Below are 15,295 nucleotides of genomic sequence, written 5' to 3' on the forward strand. Positions count from 1 at the left end.
CTTCCGGAACTCCGGACCTGCCCGTCGCGTTTACCTTTGAAGAGCGGCGAATGCCGTGTCGGGGCAAAGGAGGAGTTTCGTGGAAGCAGTGATCGCGATCGTGGCCCTGCTTTTCGTGCTCTTCGTGGCCCTCGGCGCCTACGCGACGGTGAAGGTGGTCGGGGCCGCCAAGCGCGGTGTGGACCGCACCATCACCCAGGCCCGGCGCACGGTCGAGGACCACACCCTGCGCGCCAAGTCCTTCGCCCAGCTCGGTCCGGCGGGCGAACTGGCCCAGCTGCGGCTGAAGTTGCGCACCTCGATGAGGGCCACCCAGGACGCGCTGCACGCGGGCGTGGCCGAGGACGCATCCCTCAAGGAGTCCCTCGGCCTCTTCCAGCGGCTCAGTGCCCACGGCCACGAACTGGACGGCGAACTCAAGCGCCTGGAGTCCGAGCCCGACCGGGCGACGCTCGCCGAGCGCCTGCCGGGCCTGCGGGAGCGCACCGAGCGCATCACACAGTCGGCGGACTCCCTGCGTTGGGCGGCACGCGACCGCGCCCACCGCTTCGCCGGCGACGACCTGGACACACTGAGCGCGCAGATCGACGTCGAGTCCGGCGCCCTGCGGCACTGGACGAAGACCGAGTCCGCCGCGACACCGCCCCCGTGGCCCGAGGCTCCCGCCGCCGACGCCGGCCCCGGGCAGCAGACCTGGCCCGAGACGCCCCGCTCCCGCACCGCCGAGGAGCCGACGCGGCCCGCGATCACTCCGCCGGGCCCTCGACCCACCTATCCCTGGCAGAAGAAACCCCGTCCTGAGAGCACGACTTGATCCCGACACGGCGGCCCCGGGTGACAGGGGCCGGGCTGCCACCCGGACGCTACGGCAGGTAACCTCCAGCTCATGTCCCGCCATGTCGCGATCGTCACGGATTCAACGGCCTACCTGCCGCAGGGGACGATGGAGCGGCACGGCATCACAGCGGTACCCCTGACCGTCGTCCTCGGTGACCGCGCGCTGGAGGAGGGCACCGAGATCACGGCCCGGTCGCTGGCCCAGGCACTCCAGAAGCGACGCCCCGTCACCACCTCGCGACCCAGCCCCCAGACCTTCGCGGAGCACTACCGCAAGGTCGCCGAGTCCGGCGCGACCGGCATCGTGTCGTTGCATCTGTCCGCCGAACTCTCCGGTACCTACGACGCCGCCGTCATGGCAGCGCGTGAGTCACCGGTGCCGGTGCGCGTGGTCGACACCGGCATGATCGCCATGGCTCTCGGGTTCTGCGCGCTCGCCGCCGCCGAGACCGCGGAGACGGGCGGCACGGTGGACGAGGCGGTCACCGCCGCGGAGAAGCGGGCCGCGGGCACGTCCGCCTACTTCTACGTCGACACCCTCGACTATCTGCGCCGTGGCGGCCGGATCGGGGCCGCGCAGGCCCTCCTCGGTTCCGCGCTCGCCGTCAAACCGCTGCTGAAGCTCGTCGGCGGTCGGATCGAGCCGCTGGAGAAGGTGCGGACGGCGTCCAAGGCCATCGCCCGCCTGGAGGAGATCGCGGCCGAACGGGCCGGCAGCGCGCCGGTCGACATCGCGGTCCATCATCTGTCCGCCCCCGACCGGGCGTCGGCCCTCGCGGACCGTCTTCGGGCGCGGGTGACCGGACTTGCCGACCTGCATGTGAGCGAGGTCGGGGCGGTGATCGGGGCGCACACGGGGCCCGGGCTGCTGGGAGTCGTGGTCTCGCCCCGGTGACGGAACCGCCCGAGGTGCCGGAATCACTCGTGAGGGTGGCGGAGTTTTCCACAACCGGTGGGTAATCCCCGGGAATTGACCAAGATCATCGCGAGGTCGCGGACCTGTCCGATCCTCGGCGCATGGCACTTCGATCACGCTCACGCACAGCGGCGCCGACCAGCGGGCCGGGCCGCGGCCCCCATTCCGACGGACGCTCACGGCACCGCCGACCGCCGCTCACCCGGGGCCGGGTCCGGCCTCGGCATGCCGATTCGGCGGAGGAACTCCAGCGACGGGCGGAGGTGCTCTTCGCCGAACGGGCGCGGGAGCGGGGGGACTTGGGGAAGGGGCCGCCGCCGGGTGTGGACGGCGAGATGGCGGCGGGCGGTCGGGAGCGCCTGGAAGCTGCCGGTGCCGTCGATGGTGCCGAGGCCGGTTCGGCAGGCGGTGCGGTCGGGTTCGTGGAGGAGGCCCGGTGGGGAGCGGGTGGTGCCGAAAGGGCTGTGCGGGACGGTGGTTTCGCGGAGGGGGCGCGGTGGGACGGCGGTCCTGCTGAGAGGGTCCGGCCTGATCCCGGTTCCGCGGAGAGGCTCTGGCCTGACGTCGATTCCGCTGAGGGGTTCCTGCGGGACGGCCGTTCTGCCGGGACGGCCCTGCGGGACAGTGGTGCTGCGGAGGGGGCTCTGCGGGATCGCGGTTCTGTGGACGAGGTCCTGCGGGGCGGTGATCCTCGGGAGGAGGCTTGGCGAGACGCCGATGGCAGGCGTGGCGCTTGGCGAGGTACAGATTCCGGCGGCGGGGACTGGCGGGAGCGGGCCGGGTCGGCTCTGCGGGAGCGGATGCCCGTGTGGCTGCAGACGCGGTGCGGGTTGGAGCGGCGGAACGTGGTCGCGCTCTCGGTACTGCTCGTCGTGGCCGCGGTGTTCGCCCTGCAGCACTTCTGGACGGGTCGGACACAGTCCGTCCAGGCGCCCGAAGTGGTGCGCGCGGCGGCTCCGTTCGGGCAGTCCGGCGCCGGTGGACGGCGAGAGGGGGCTGAGCCGGCCCTCTCGGGCGGGACTTCGAACGCGGCGGGACCGGCCGGGGCCGAGATCGTCGTGGACGTCAGTGGAAAGGTCCGGGAGCCCGGAATCCAGCGGCTGCCGGCCGGTTCGAGGGTCGCCGACGCGTTGAAGGCGGCCGGTGGCGTGCGGCCGGGCACGAGGACCGACACGCTCAACCGCGCGCGGTTCCTCGTGGACGGCGAGCAGGTGGTCGTCGGCGGCCCGGCCGCACCAGCTCCCGCGCCCGCGCCCGGCATGGGAGGTCCCGTCGCCGGGGTGCCGGCCGGTGCGGCGGCCGCTCCCGTCTCCTTGAACACGGCCACCCTGGACCAGCTCGACACCCTGCCCGGCGTCGGCCCCGTTCTCGCCCAGCACATCGTCGACTACCGCACCCAGCACGGCGGCTTCCGCTCGGTGAACGAACTGCGTGAGGTCAACGGCATCGGCGACCGCCGCTTCGCCGATCTGCGGAATCTCGTACGGCCATGAGGTACGGCTCGGAGGTGCGGCGGAGGCAGGAGGACGAGGCGCGTGCGCGGGCCACCGTGCACGCCGCCTCGGGGAAGCGGCTCGGGGATGCTCACCCGCGGCAGGAAGGGCCCACGGATCTGCGGCTGGTACCCGCGGCGCTCGCGGCCTGGGCCACGGCCGCCGTGACCCTGGGCGCGTGGCCGGGGTGGATCGCGGGGGTGGTGGCCGGCTGTCTGGTCCTGGCCTGCGTGCTGTTGTCGGGACGATGGCGCGGAACGCGGGGTCTCGGTGGGGGCGGCCGGGTGCCGGTCGCCGCTGTGCTCCTCTGTGTCGCGGCGGCCGCCGTGTCCGCCGGGCTGCACGGGGCCGATCTGCGGCGGGGACCGGTGCCCGCGCTGGCACGGCAGTACGCCACCGTGACCGCCGAGGTCCAGGTGACCTCCGACCCCCGGCTGACGCGACCCCGGATCACCGGGGACCACGCGGCCCCGACCGCTGTCGTCATCGGTGCCGACGTCCGGCGGGTGGAGACGGAGGACGGGAGGGTGGTGGCGACACGGGCGCCGGTGCTGTTGATCGTCGACGCGCGTGCGGGAGCCGGCTCGGGCACGGAGGTGATCACCACCGGTCGCCCTGGGAGCGGTGGGGTGACGCCCGGCCCGGCGCCCGGCCCGGCGCCGGCCGTGGAAGGTCCCGCTCGATCGCCCTGGCTCGGGTTGTTGCCGTCCACGCGGGTGCGGGTCACCGCGCGTGCCGCGCCGCCGTTGGTGGAGGGCGACCGAGTCGCGGCCGTACTACGGGTCCGGGACCGGGGAGGGCCCGAGGTCGTCAGGGAGGCGTCGGGGACGCAGCGGTTCGCGGGGCGGTTGCGGGCGGGGCTGCGGGAAGCCACCGACGGGTTGCCGGCGGATGCCCGGGCCCTGCTGCCGGGGCTGGTCGTCGGGGACACGGCGCGGATCACACCCGAGCTGGACGAGGCATTCAAGGAGACCGACCTCGCGCACACGCTCGCCGTCTCCGGCAGCAACCTCACGATCCTGCTCGCCCTGCTCATCGGGCCGCCCGGCCTCGCCCAACTCGTCGAGCGACGGGGACTGGCGCCCCGCCTCGGGGTGTCACTGCGGACGACCGCGCTGCTCGGCGGCGGACTCACACTCGGATTCGTCGTGGTGTGCCGGCCGGACCCGAGCGTGCTGCGGGCCGCGGCCTGCGGGGCCGTCGCCTTGCTCGCCCTCGCGACCGGACGCCGCCGCTCACTGATCCCGGCGCTGGCGACGGCCGTACTGCTGCTGGTGCTGTACGACCCGTGGCTGGCCCGCAGTTACGGCTTCCTGCTCTCCGTGCTGGCCACCGGCGCGCTGCTCACGCTCGCGCCTCGCTGGAGCCTGGCGTTGCGCCGACGCCGGGTGCCGCCGCGGCTGGCGGAGGGGTTGGCAGCCGCGGCCGCCGCGCAGGCCCTGTGCGCGCCGGTGGTCGCCGTGCTGTCGGCACGGGTGAGCCTGGTGGCGGTGCCGTGCAATCTGCTCGTGGAGTTCGCGGTCGCCCCGGCCACGGTGCTGGGCTTCGCGGCGCTGGCGACGGCACCGCTGGCGATGCCGGTGGCCAAGTCGCTTGCCTGGTGCGCGAGTTGGCCCGCCGGGTGGATCGCGGACGTCGCCCGGACCGGGGCGTCGTTGCCGGGCGGGGGAGTGGACTGGCCGGGCAGCTGGGCGGGGGCGGGGCTGCTCGCCCTCGTCACCGGGCTCCTGCTGCTCGTCGGGCGGCGGTTGCTGCGACATCCCTGGTGGTGTGCCGTCTGCGCGATGGTGTTCGTCCTCGCGGTCGTGCAGCCGCCGCCGCTGACCCGGGTGATCACGGGGTGGCCGCCACCGGGCTGGCGGTTCGCGATGTGCGACGTGGGCCAGGGCGACGCGACGGTGCTCGCGGCAGGGGAGGGGACGGGCGTGGTCGTGGACGCCGGCCCCGATCCGGCACTCGTCGACGGCTGTCTGCGCACACTCGGCATCACCAAGGTGCCGCTCGTGGTCCTGACCCACTTCCACGCCGACCATGTGGCAGGGCTGGCCGGGGTGCTGCGGGGGCGGTCGGTGGGGGCGATCGAGACGACCGGGCTGGAGGAGCCGGTGGACCAGGCCGAGTCCGTTCACCGGGAAGCGGCGGCCCGGCGGATTCCGGTGACGCGTGCGGCAGCCGGGGAGGAACGGCGCACGGGAGCCCTGGCCTGGGAGGTGCTGTGGCCGCCGGCGGATCCGGCGGCGGCCGCGGAGGACGGCCCCAACGACGCCAGCGTCACGATGCTCGTACGGTCGGCCGGGCTGCGCTTCCTCCTGCTCGGAGACCTCGAACCCCCGGCCCAGCAGGAGCTGTTGAGATCGCCTGCGGGTGCGCGGCTGGCCGGGGTGGACGTCCTCAAGGTCGCCCACCATGGTTCGGCCTACCAGGACCCGGAGCTGATACGCCGGGCCGCCCCGCGGGTCGCGCTCATCTCCGTCGGCGCCGACAACACGTACGGCCACCCGGCTCCCGCCACGGTCGCCGCGCTGCGGGCCGGGGGCGCGGTGGTGCTGCGGACGGACCGGGACGGGTCGCTGGCGGTCGCGGGGACGGGCGGCGGAAACGGTGGTGGTGGACCTGGCGGCCGCACCGGTGGTGGCGCGGGCGGTGGGGGACTGTGGGTGGCGCGAGACTGGGGGCATGAATCCGACACAGGTTGACGCATACCTCCGCCGCCTGGGAGTCCAGCACCCGGCGTGGCCCACCGTGGAGGTCCTGCGCGAGCTGCATCTGCGCCATCTGCAGACCGTGCCCTTCGAGAACCTGTCGGTCCACCTCGGCGAGGAGATCGTGCTGGAGGAGGAGCGGCTGGTGGAGAAGGTGGTCGGTGCCCGGAGGGGAGGGTTCTGTTACGAGCTGAACGGGGCGTTCGGGGCATTGCTGGCCGCGCTCGGCTTCGACGTCACGCTGCTCGCGGGCCGGGTGTACGGGGAGGAGGGGCGGCTCGGGATCCCGTACGACCATCTCGCGCTGCGGGTACGGACGGTGGACGGGGGCGAGTGGCTGGCCGATGTGGGGTTCGGGGCGCACAGTCACTATCCGCTGGCGTTCGGGGTGCGGGGTGAGCAGGAGGATCCCGGGGGCACCTTCCGGATCGTCGAGGCGGGGCCCGACGCGGCGGGGGTCCGCGGCGGGGACGGCGCGGTGAAGAAGGGAGGGGGTGACGCCGCGGACCTGGATGTCGTCATGGACGGCAGGAGTCAGTACCGGCTGGAGGTGCGGCCCCGGGTGCTCGGTGACTTCGCGGCCGGGGCCTGGTGGCACAGCACCTCGCCGGCCTCGCACTTCACCCAGTCCCTGGTGTGTTCGAGGGTCACGGAAAACGGCGGGCGGATCACGCTCAGCGGGCGGGTCTTCAAGGTGACGGCCGCCGACGGGGCGCGGGAGGAACGGGAGTTGGAGACGGACGAGGAGGTGCTGGGGGTGTACCGGGAGAGGTTCGGTATCGAGCTCGGCCGGGTGCCGACCGTTCGCGAGCCGGAGGGTCCGGGCGGGCCGCGGGGATGAGCGGCCCGGGCACTGGGGCCGGCCTGGAGAATGGTCCCGTGAGCGATGTGAGACATGTGCTGGTGCTGCCTGATCGGGATGCCGCGGAGGAGGTCGTCCAGGCTCTCTCGGAACGGTTCGGGGTGGATGAGGAGCCGCAGGTCGTTCGGGACGCGTTGGCGGGGGAGGACGATGCGGAGGACGCGCAGTGGCTCGTGGTGCTGCGGGATGCGGCGGGGCGGTTGGATCCCGGGGAGCTGGAGGAGTTCGTGGGGGAGTGGGACGGGTGGCGGGAGGAGCCCTGAGGCCCGGGCTCGGGGGGCTTGAGGTGGGCTGAGTGCTGCGTTCACGGCGGGTGGGGGCGTAAGGAGCGGCGAGAGGTCGGCTTCACTCGTCCGCGATGTCGGGGCCGCATCTTCGCAGCGGGACGATCTCTCGGGTCGGGCCATAGACGAGCTTCCCTGTGAACGGCCGCCGAGGGCGAATGGACGAAGACGGCCGGTTTGGCTGCGCGGACGGCGTTGCCGGGCGGCGTGAGGGCGCTCACCCCAGGGCGCGGGGACTGCGCGAGCAGCCTCGTCGGCGCTCGCAGCCACGACGCTGTCAGTGCCCCGTGCGATGCTGTACGCGATGGCCAAGAAGACTGCTCATGACGACCCTCTCACCTCCGTGACCCTTGCTGTGGGGCAGGAGGAGCTGCTGCTCGACCGGGCTGTGCGGGAGGTGGTCACCGCTGCCCGGGCCGCTGATGCGGATACGGATGTGCGGGATCTGACTCCTGACCAGTTGCAGCCGGGGACGCTCGCCGAGTTGACCAGTCCGTCGTTGTTCGCGGAGCGCAAGGTCGTGGTCGTGCGCAATGCGCAGGATCTGTCCGCCGACACCGTCAAGGACGTGAAGGCGTATCTCGGGGCGCCCGCCGAGGAGATCACCCTGGTGCTGCTGCACGCGGGGGGAGCCAAGGGCAAGGCGCTGCTCGATGCCGCGCGGAAGGCGGGGGCACGAGAGGTCGCCTGCCCGAAGATGACCAAGCCCGCGGACCGGCTGGCCTTTGTGCGACAGGAGTTCCGGGCGACCGGGCGGTCCGCCACGCCCGAGGCGTGTCAGGCGCTGGTCGATGCGATCGGGAGCGATCTGCGGGAGTTGGCGTCCGCCGTGACCCAGCTGGTCGCCGATGTCGAGGGGACGATCGACGAGGCCGTCGTGGGGCGGTACTACACCGGGCGGGCCGAGGCTTCCAGCTTCACCGTCGCCGACAGGGCCGTGGAGGGGCGGGCCGCGGAGGCGTTGGAGGCGTTGCGGTGGTCCTTGTCCACCGGGGTCGCGCCGGTCCTGATCACCAGTGCGCTGGCGCAGGGCGTGCGGGCGATCGGGAAGCTGTCGTCGGCTCGGGGCGGACGGCCCGCTGATCTCGCGCGGGAGCTGGGGATGCCGCCGTGGAAGATCGATCGGGTGCGGCAGCAGATGCGGGGGTGGACGCCGGATGGTGTCTCTGTCGCGCTGCGGGCCGTGGCCGAGGCGGACGCCGGGGTGAAGGGCGGGGGGGACGACCCCGAGTACGCCTTGGAGAAGGCCGTGGTGGCGATTGCGCGGGCGGCCCGCTCCCGGGGGCGGGGCTAGTCGGGCGGCCTTGCCGTTCGACGGTGTTCCTCGGCTTCTAGAGGCCGGTGTTCCTCGCTTGTAGAGGCCGGTGTCGTGGCCGACGGGCCGACCTTGCTGGTCTGACGGAGTCGTGCGGGGCCTGATCAGGCCCCGCGGACGCGGCTGTTCGAGGGGTGTGGCTCCGAGTCGGGAATCCGAAGCCCTCTCGCGCTCCCCCCGGACCTATCGGACGAGGGCGGAGACGAGCAGGGCGAAGGCGGCGATGATGACGGCGACGCGGACGTAGTGCCAGCGCTCCCAGTGGTGCAGCTGCTCTTTCCAGTCGGCGGGCCGGTTCTCGGGGGTCCAGGTCTTGTTCCGGTTGTTGATCGGGACGAGCAGCAGTATCGACATGACCACGCTGACGATCAGCAGCCCGGCGGCGGTGACGACGAGTCCCGCACCGTGGTGGTGCCATCCGGCGATGGCCCAGATCGCGCTGAGGACGAGCGAGCCGATGTACCAGAACGGCATCAGGGCGCCGAGCATCCGGCCGCCGTGGGCGTGGCCGAGCTGGCCGCTGTCCTCGGGGAGAGCGTCCAGGATCCGGTTCATGATGAAGGCGACGGAGAACTCCACCCCCACCATCAGGCCGACGACGACAGTGGTGACGACCTCGAGTGCGTTGAGCATGACGATCCCTCCCGTTGGCTAGCGTTGCTAGCAGGCGAGGCAACGCTAGTGCTGCTGCCGCTCGATTGTCTAGCGGTGCTAGGATTCGCTTCATGTCGGTACAGGAACGCAAGCAGCGCGAACGGGCGGAGCGCGAGCGCCTCATCGTGGCGACAGCCCGCGAACTCGCCGAGCAGCAGGGCTGGGACGCAGTCACCACCCGCCGGCTCGCCGAGCGCATCGAATACAGCCAGCCCGTTCTCTACAGCCACTTCCGGGGCAAGCGCGAGATCATCGGCGCCGTCGCCCTTCAGGGGGCCGCCGAACTGGCGACGGCGGTACGGGCCGCGACCTCCGCCGCGGACCGCCCCCGCGCCCGGGTCGTCGCCCTGGCCCGCGCCTACCTCGACTTCGCCGCGCGCAACCCGGCGGTCTACGACGCCCTGTTCCAGCTCGACGGCGGCCTGGCGTACGCGCAGGAGGACACCCCCGAGCCTTTGAAGGACGCGTTCGCCGCCCTACTGGAGACGCTCGGCGAGGTCGCCGCTGACGGCGTCCAGCCGGGGCTCTTCACCGAGCTGTTCTGGGCGGCCCTGCACGGCCTAGCGACCCTGACCCGCGCGGGCCGTCTTATGCCAGAGGACGCCGAGCCGAGGGTGGAACTCCTGGTGGACCGGCTCGCCATCCTCTGACACACCGCCCCGACGGGCCCGTAGCCGGGGCTCTCGGGCCCGGTTGCCGCCTGCCTGCGCCAAAGCCTCCAGCCAATCGCGCCTGCCCAGCGCAGCCGTGGATCACCTGGTCCCGCCACCCGGACGGGGCGCTCGTCCGGAGGCCGCGATGCGATGCTCTGACGGTGTACGGCCCCGGCCCGCGCGGTGCGGCTGCGCTCGGCACCGCCATGTGGGGCGTTCACCGGGTCAGGCAGCGCACCCCCTGCGCCCGCCATCCCACCCCGCCCCCAGCCTCCCCAAAGTGCTCCCCTCACCCCCCAGGAGGAGAATCGGACGCGTCAGCCGAACATCGCCGGACAACGGAGAGGTGGCGGTCGTCATGGCTGAGCATCCGCACGCAGCGCTCGTTCGCAAGGGGTTCGAGGCGTTCGCCCGTGGGGACATGGACACCCTGCGGGAGTTGATCGCGATGGATGCCACGCATCACGTGCCCGGTAGTCATCCGCTCTCGGGAGACTTCAAGGGCCAGGACGCGATCATCGACATGTATCAGAGGCTGGGGCAGGAGACCGGCGGGTCGATGCGGCTGGAGATGCGCGGGATCGCCGTCGACGGGCGTGGGCACGCCGTCGGGATGTTCCGGGTCACGGCCGAGCGGAAGGGGCGGCGCCTGGACGACACCGGATGCATTGTGTTCCGGATCGTCGGGGACAAGGTCACCGACCTCGACGAGTGTGTCGCGGACATCGACAAGAGCAACGAGTTCTGGTCGGACTGAAACCCACTGCCTCGCACCCACCACCCCACAGCCCACAACAAAGACCCCGGCCCCCCGCCCTGGGGAAGGGCGAGCGGACCGGGGTCTTCGGTTCAAGCTTTCGGAGTCACGCCCGCGTGGCGAACGCAGGCCGCGCGTGGCTCCTGGGAGCCGGTCGGGAGCGGATGAGAGAGGGCCCGCTCTGGTCCTTCCGGCGGTTCGGTCCCGTAGCTAGACGTACGGAACCGGTCAGATCAGAAGAGGTCAGCCCTGGAGGGAAGCAACCTTCGAAGCAAGCGCCGACTTCTTGTTGGCGGCCTGGTTCTTGTGGATGACGCCCTTGGAGACGGCCTTGTCGAGCGCACGCGCAGCAGCGCGCTGGTACTCGGTGGCCTTCTCGACGTCACCCGCGGCAGCGGCCTCGCGGGCCTTGCGGATCGCGGTCTTCAGGGAGGACTTGACGGCCTTGTTGCGCAGCCGAGCCTTCTCGTTGGTCTTGATCCGCTTGATCTGGGACTTGATGTTCGCCACGAATGAGCCTCTACAGGTTCAGGCACGGGCAAGGAGGATTTCCACGAAGGAAAACCCAGGGTCCCGTACCAGGTGATTTCTCGGAGTTGTGCCTCGTGCTGAGAGGGCATGAGGACACAGCCACTCAGAGTACCAGCGGCTCCACGAGTGGCCCAAACCGGTCGCCGGTCCCCGCCCGTGGGACCATGGAGGCTACGTATCGATCCGACCCGAGACCGCAGACACTGCGGACGCCTCAAGAATCAGGACCCTGCGTGCCCGCGATCCCCAGCCACGTGCCCGAGCCGAGCCGTACCGACCCGGCTCTGATCCGCAACTTCTGCATCATCGCGCACATCGACCACGGCAAGTCCACGCTCGCCGACCGGATGCTCCAGCTGACCGGCGTGGTCGAGCAGCGCCAGATGCGTGCTCAGTACCTCGACCGCATGGACATCGAGCGTGAGCGCGGAATCACGATCAAGTCGCAGGCGGTGCGTCTGCCGTGGGCCCCGACCCACGACAAGAGCAATACGCACATCCTCAACATGATCGACACCCCGGGGCACGTCGACTTCACCTACGAGGTCTCGCGGTCGCTCGCCGCCTGTGAGGGCACGGTCCTCCTCGTCGACGCCGCCCAGGGCATCGAGGCCCAGACCCTCGCCAACCTCTACCTGGCGATGGAGAACGACCTCAAGATCATCCCCGTACTGAACAAGATCGACCTGCCGGCCGCCCAGCCGGAGAAGTTCTCCGAGGAGCTCGCCAACCTCATCGGCTGCCAGCCCGAGGACGTGCTCAAGGTCTCGGCGAAGACCGGTATCGGCGTGGACGCGCTCCTGGACCGGGTCGTCCGCGACGTCCCGGCCCCGGTCGGCGTCAAGGACGCCCCCGCCCGCGCGATGATCTTCGACTCGGTCTACGACTCCTACCGGGGCGTGGTCACCTACGTCCGTGTCATCGACGGCCAGCTCAACAAGCGCGAGCGCATCAGGATGATGTCGACCGGCGCCACCCACGAGCTCCTGGAGATCGGCGTCTCGTCCCCCGAGATGACGCCGGCCGACGGCATCGGCGTCGGCGAGGTGGGCTACATCATCACCGGCGTGAAGGACGTCCGTCAGTCCAAGGTCGGTGACACCATCACCAGCAAGGAGAAGGGCGCCACCGAGGCCCTCGGCGGGTACAAGGACCCGAAGCCGATGGTCTTCTCGGGCCTGTATCCGCTGGACGGCTCCGACTACCCCGAGCTGCGCGACGCCCTCGACAAGCTCCAGCTCAACGACGCCGCGCTGGTCTACGAGCCGGAGACCTCCGCGGCCCTCGGCTTCGGCTTCCGCGTCGGCTTCCTCGGCCTGCTGCACCTCGACGTCATCCGTGAGCGCCTGGAGCGCGAGTTCAACCTCGAACTCATCGCCACCGCGCCCAACGTGGTCTACCGCGTGATCATGGAGGACGGGAAGGAGCACACGGTCACCAACCCGAGCGAGTTCCCCGAGGGCAAGATCGACAAGGTTTTCGAGCCGGTCGTCCGGGCCACGATCCTCGCTCCCAGCGAGTTCATCGGCTCGATCATGGAGCTCTGCCAGACCCGTCGCGGCACCCTCCTCGGCATGGACTACCTCTCCGAGGACCGCGTCGAGATCCGCTACACGCTGCCCCTCGCCGAGATCGTCTTCGACTTCTTCGACAACCTGAAGTCCAAGACCCGCGGTTACGCCTCGCTGGACTACGAGCCCACCGGCGAGCAGGACGCCCAGTTGGTGAAGGTCGACATCCTGCTGCACGGCGACCGGGTCGACGCCTTCTCCGCCGTCACCCACCGGGACGCCGCGTACGCGTACGGCGTACGGCTCGTCGCCAAGCTGCGCGAGCTGATCCCGCGCCAGGCCTTCGAGATCCCCATCCAGGCCGCCATCGGCTCCCGGGTCATCGCCCGCGAGACCATCCGCGCCATCCGCAAGGACGTCCTCGCCAAGTGCTACGGCGGTGACATCTCCCGTAAGCGGAAGCTGCTGGAGAAGCAGAAGGAAGGCAAGAAGCGGATGAAGATGGTGGGTTCCGTGGAGGTTCCGCAGGAGGCCTTCATCGCGGTGCTCTCCAGCGATGACAGCGCGGGATCGGGCAAGGGCAAGAAGTAACCGCGGGTTACAGAGGGTTACCCGTCGAATCGGACGGAAAGGGGTCCGTCGTGCGCAAGTGCGGCGGGCCCCTACGCATGCGTAACGTCGCGCTCTGTACGAAGTGACAGGCCGCCGCCCCTTTCGAACGGGTCGGCCGCGCTTTACTCTGAGTCTCTGCTCGATAGTTACTCGCGAGTTAAACAACAGCCGCAAACCTGAGAGCCGGCCGCACTGCCGCGGGCCCCGGAGGATGTCGTGAGCGACACACAGACACTGATCGAGAACCGCCCGCCGAGTGTGGCGACCCTCTTCCTGGAGCGCGTTGCGAGCACACCGGACGCCGAGGCGTACCGCTACCCGGTCCCGGCCTCCGGCCAGGGCCCGGACGAGTGGAAGTCGCTCAGCTGGGCGCAGGCCGCCGAGCGGGTGCACGCCATCGCGGCCGGACTGATCGAACTGGGGGTGCAGTCCGAGCAGCGGGTCGCCCTGGCCTCCTCGACCCGTATCGACTGGATCCTCGCGGACCTCGGCATCATGTGCGCGGGTGCCGCCACGACCACGGTCTATCCGCAGACCAACGCCGAGGAGTCGGCGTTCATCCTCTCCGACTCCGAGAGCCGGGTGCTGATCGCGGAGGACGCGGCGCAGCTCGCCAAGGCGGTCGCGAAGAAGGCCGAGCTGCCCGAGCTCACCCACGTGGTCGTGATCGACCCGGCGGGCGTCGAGACCAGCGACTGGGTCCTCACCCTCGCCGAGCTGGAGGCCCGTGGCGCCGCCCGGCTGGAGAAGGACCCCGACCTGATCAAGGAGCGGGTCGGCGCGATCACCAGGGACCAGCTCGCGACGCTGATCTACACCTCCGGCACCACCGGCCGCCCCAAGGGCGTGCGGCTGCCGCACGACAACTGGGCGTACATGGCGAAGGCCATCGCCGCGACCGGGCTGATCAGCGGCGAGGACGTGCAGTACCTGTGGCTGCCGCTCGCCCACGTCTTCGGCAAGGTGCTCACCTCCGGGCAGATCGAGGTCGGCCACGTCACCGCCGTCGACGGCCGCGTCGACAAGATCATCGAGAATCTGCCGGTCGTGCAGCCGACGTACATGGCTGCCGTCCCGCGCATCTTCGAGAAGGTCTACAACGGGGTCGCGGCGAAGGCCCGTGCGGGCGGCGGCGCCAAGTACAAGATCTTCCAGTGGGCCGCCGAGGTGGGCCGTGAGTACGCCAAGGCCACCCAGGACAACTTCCGGCGCACCGGGGTCGCCTCGGCGCCCTTCGGACTGAGCGCCAAGCACAAGGTGGCCGACGCGCTGGTCTTCGCGAAGATCCGGGAGGCGTTCGGCGGGAACCTGCGGGCGTGTGTCTCCGGGTCCGCCGCGCTCGCGCCCGAGATCGGGTACTTCTTCGCCGGCGCCGGCATCCACATCCTCGAGGGCTACGGCCTCACGGAGTCCTCCGCGGCCTCCTTCGTGAACCCGGGCGAGGCCTACCGCACCGGTACGGTCGGCAAGCCGCTGCCCGGCACGGAGGTCCGCATCGCGGACGACGGGGAGATCCTGCTGCGGGGCCCTGGGATCATGGAGGGCTACCACGGGCTGCCCGAGAAGACCGCCGAGGTCCTCGAGGCCGACGGGTGGTTCCACACCGGGGACATCGGTGAGCTGTCGCCCGACGGGTACCTGCGGATCACCGACCGCAAGAAGGACCTCATCAAGACGTCCGGCGGCAAGTACATCGCGCCCGCCGAGGTCGAGGGACAGTTCAAGGCGGTGTGCCCGTACGTGTCCAACATCCTGGTGCACGGGGCTGACCGGAACTTCTGCACCGCGCTCATCGCGCTGGACGAGGTGTCCATCCTGGAGTGGGCCAAGGAGAACGGGCTCGAAGGGAAGTCGTACGCGGAGGTCGTCGCCGCGCCCGTCACCGTCTCCATGGTCGAGGGCTATGTGAAGCAGCTCAACGAGGGGCTTCAGCGGTGGCAGACGATCAAGAAGTTCCGGTTGCTGCCGCGGGATCTCGACGTGGAGCACGGTGAGATCACGCCGAGTCTGAAGCTGAAGCGGCCTGTGGTGGAGCGGGAGTACAAGCACCTCATCGAGGAGATGTACGCGGGGTCTCGCGAAGCGTAGGGGGTGGTGGGGGACTGCTTGGCGGCCGCGGGTTCGTCGTGGCTTGTCGCGCAGTTCCCCGCGCCCCTGGGTGAAACACC

13 protein-coding genes are annotated in these 15,295 nt (G+C 71.0%); 11 read left to right on the forward strand and 2 right to left on the reverse strand.

Features of this window, described 5'->3' with window-relative positions:
* Nucleotides 1–79 precede the first annotated feature (79 nt).
* The 7 genes from ACZ39I_RS01520 (at nucleotide 80) to holA (ending at nucleotide 8,388) form a co-directional block, all read left to right on the forward strand.
* Nucleotides 80–814 (forward strand): hypothetical protein, encoded by a 735-nt coding sequence (locus tag ACZ39I_RS01520; RefSeq protein ID WP_467241634.1) that lies wholly within the window; start codon nucleotides 80–82, stop codon nucleotides 812–814.
* A gap of 72 nt (nucleotides 815–886) precedes the next feature.
* A complete protein-coding gene (locus tag ACZ39I_RS01525; RefSeq protein WP_467241636.1) occupies nucleotides 887–1,732 on the forward strand; it encodes a DegV family protein in 846 nt (281 codons plus the stop codon).
* 485 nt (nucleotides 1,733–2,217) lie between these two features.
* The gene (locus tag ACZ39I_RS01530) at nucleotides 2,218–3,246 is read left to right on the forward strand and encodes a ComEA family DNA-binding protein (protein ID WP_467243289.1); all 1,029 of its coding nucleotides are present in this window, start codon (nucleotides 2,218–2,220) and stop codon (nucleotides 3,244–3,246) included.
* A complete protein-coding gene (locus ACZ39I_RS01535; protein ID WP_467241638.1) occupies nucleotides 3,243–5,942 on the forward strand; it encodes a ComEC/Rec2 family competence protein in 2,700 nt (899 codons plus the stop codon). The genes ACZ39I_RS01530 and ACZ39I_RS01535 overlap by 4 nt, the downstream gene beginning before the upstream one ends.
* Nucleotides 5,923–6,789, forward strand: coding sequence for an arylamine N-acetyltransferase family protein (locus tag ACZ39I_RS01540; RefSeq protein WP_467241640.1), 867 nt, complete (start codon nucleotides 5,923–5,925; stop codon nucleotides 6,787–6,789). Before ACZ39I_RS01535 ends, ACZ39I_RS01540 begins: the two co-directional genes overlap by 20 nt.
* A 38-nt stretch (nucleotides 6,790–6,827) precedes the next feature.
* On the forward strand, nucleotides 6,828–7,073 hold the full coding sequence (locus tag ACZ39I_RS01545; RefSeq protein WP_352383862.1) for a hypothetical protein: 246 nt from the start codon (nucleotides 6,828–6,830) through the stop codon (nucleotides 7,071–7,073).
* A 325-nt stretch (nucleotides 7,074–7,398) separates the two neighbouring features.
* Nucleotides 7,399–8,388 carry a DNA polymerase III subunit delta gene (holA, locus tag ACZ39I_RS01550; RefSeq protein ID WP_467241642.1) on the forward strand — a complete coding sequence of 330 codons (990 nt, stop codon included), beginning with the start codon at nucleotides 7,399–7,401 and terminating at the stop codon, nucleotides 8,386–8,388.
* A 204-nt stretch (nucleotides 8,389–8,592) separates the two neighbouring features.
* On the opposite strand, the gene ACZ39I_RS01555 is transcribed toward holA, so the two are convergent.
* A complete protein-coding gene (locus ACZ39I_RS01555) occupies nucleotides 8,593–9,042 on the reverse strand; it encodes an anthrone oxygenase family protein (RefSeq protein WP_467241644.1) in 450 nt (149 codons plus the stop codon).
* 92 nt (nucleotides 9,043–9,134) lie between these two features.
* Between ACZ39I_RS01555 and ACZ39I_RS01560 the strand changes: the two genes are divergently transcribed.
* Together ACZ39I_RS01560 and ACZ39I_RS01565 are read left to right on the forward strand one after the other, a co-directional pair.
* Nucleotides 9,135–9,713, forward strand: coding sequence for a TetR/AcrR family transcriptional regulator (locus ACZ39I_RS01560; RefSeq protein WP_467241646.1), 579 nt, complete (start codon nucleotides 9,135–9,137; stop codon nucleotides 9,711–9,713).
* Nucleotides 9,714–10,074: 361 nt separating this feature from the next.
* Complete coding sequence (locus tag ACZ39I_RS01565) at nucleotides 10,075–10,473, forward strand: nuclear transport factor 2 family protein (RefSeq protein ID WP_467241648.1); 399 nt, start codon at nucleotides 10,075–10,077, stop codon at nucleotides 10,471–10,473.
* A 243-nt stretch (nucleotides 10,474–10,716) separates the two neighbouring features.
* Here the strand turns inward: ACZ39I_RS01565 and rpsT are convergent, their stop codons facing one another.
* Nucleotides 10,717–10,983, reverse strand: coding sequence for a 30S ribosomal protein S20 (rpsT, locus tag ACZ39I_RS01570; protein WP_125193247.1), 267 nt, complete (start codon nucleotides 10,981–10,983; stop codon nucleotides 10,717–10,719).
* Nucleotides 10,984–11,237: 254 nt separating this feature from the next.
* Here rpsT and lepA point away from each other — a divergent pair, with 254 nt between their 5' ends.
* Together lepA and ACZ39I_RS01580 are read left to right on the forward strand one after the other, a co-directional pair.
* Complete coding sequence (gene lepA / locus ACZ39I_RS01575; RefSeq protein WP_467241650.1) at nucleotides 11,238–13,106, forward strand: translation elongation factor 4; 1,869 nt, start codon at nucleotides 11,238–11,240, stop codon at nucleotides 13,104–13,106.
* A 237-nt stretch (nucleotides 13,107–13,343) separates the two neighbouring features.
* Nucleotides 13,344–15,215: an AMP-dependent synthetase/ligase gene (locus ACZ39I_RS01580; RefSeq protein ID WP_467241652.1), complete on the forward strand. Its 1,872-nt coding sequence runs from the start codon at nucleotides 13,344–13,346 to the stop codon at nucleotides 15,213–15,215.
* Nucleotides 15,216–15,295: the final 80 nt, after the last annotated feature.

It is taken from the genome of Streptomyces sp. NPDC024687 (assembly GCF_055559055.1).

Bases quoted from the DNA above. Each gene is read 5' to 3' on its own strand.
- ACZ39I_RS01525 (WP_467241636.1), top strand. From the start codon at position 887: ATGTCCCGCCATGTCGCGATCGTCACGGATTCAACGGCCTACCTGCCG.
- ACZ39I_RS01535 (WP_467241638.1), top strand. From the start codon at position 3,243: ATGAGGTACGGCTCGGAGGTGCGGCGGAGGCAGGAGGACGAGGCGCGT.
- ACZ39I_RS01540 (WP_467241640.1), top strand. From the start codon at position 5,923: ATGAATCCGACACAGGTTGACGCATACCTCCGCCGCCTGGGAGTCCAG.
- holA (WP_467241642.1), top strand. From the start codon at position 7,399: ATGGCCAAGAAGACTGCTCATGACGACCCTCTCACCTCCGTGACCCTT.
- ACZ39I_RS01555 (WP_467241644.1), bottom strand. From the start codon at position 9,042: ATGCTCAACGCACTCGAGGTCGTCACCACTGTCGTCGTCGGCCTGATG.
- ACZ39I_RS01560 (WP_467241646.1), top strand. From the start codon at position 9,135: ATGTCGGTACAGGAACGCAAGCAGCGCGAACGGGCGGAGCGCGAGCGC.
- ACZ39I_RS01565 (WP_467241648.1), top strand. From the start codon at position 10,075: ATGGCTGAGCATCCGCACGCAGCGCTCGTTCGCAAGGGGTTCGAGGCG.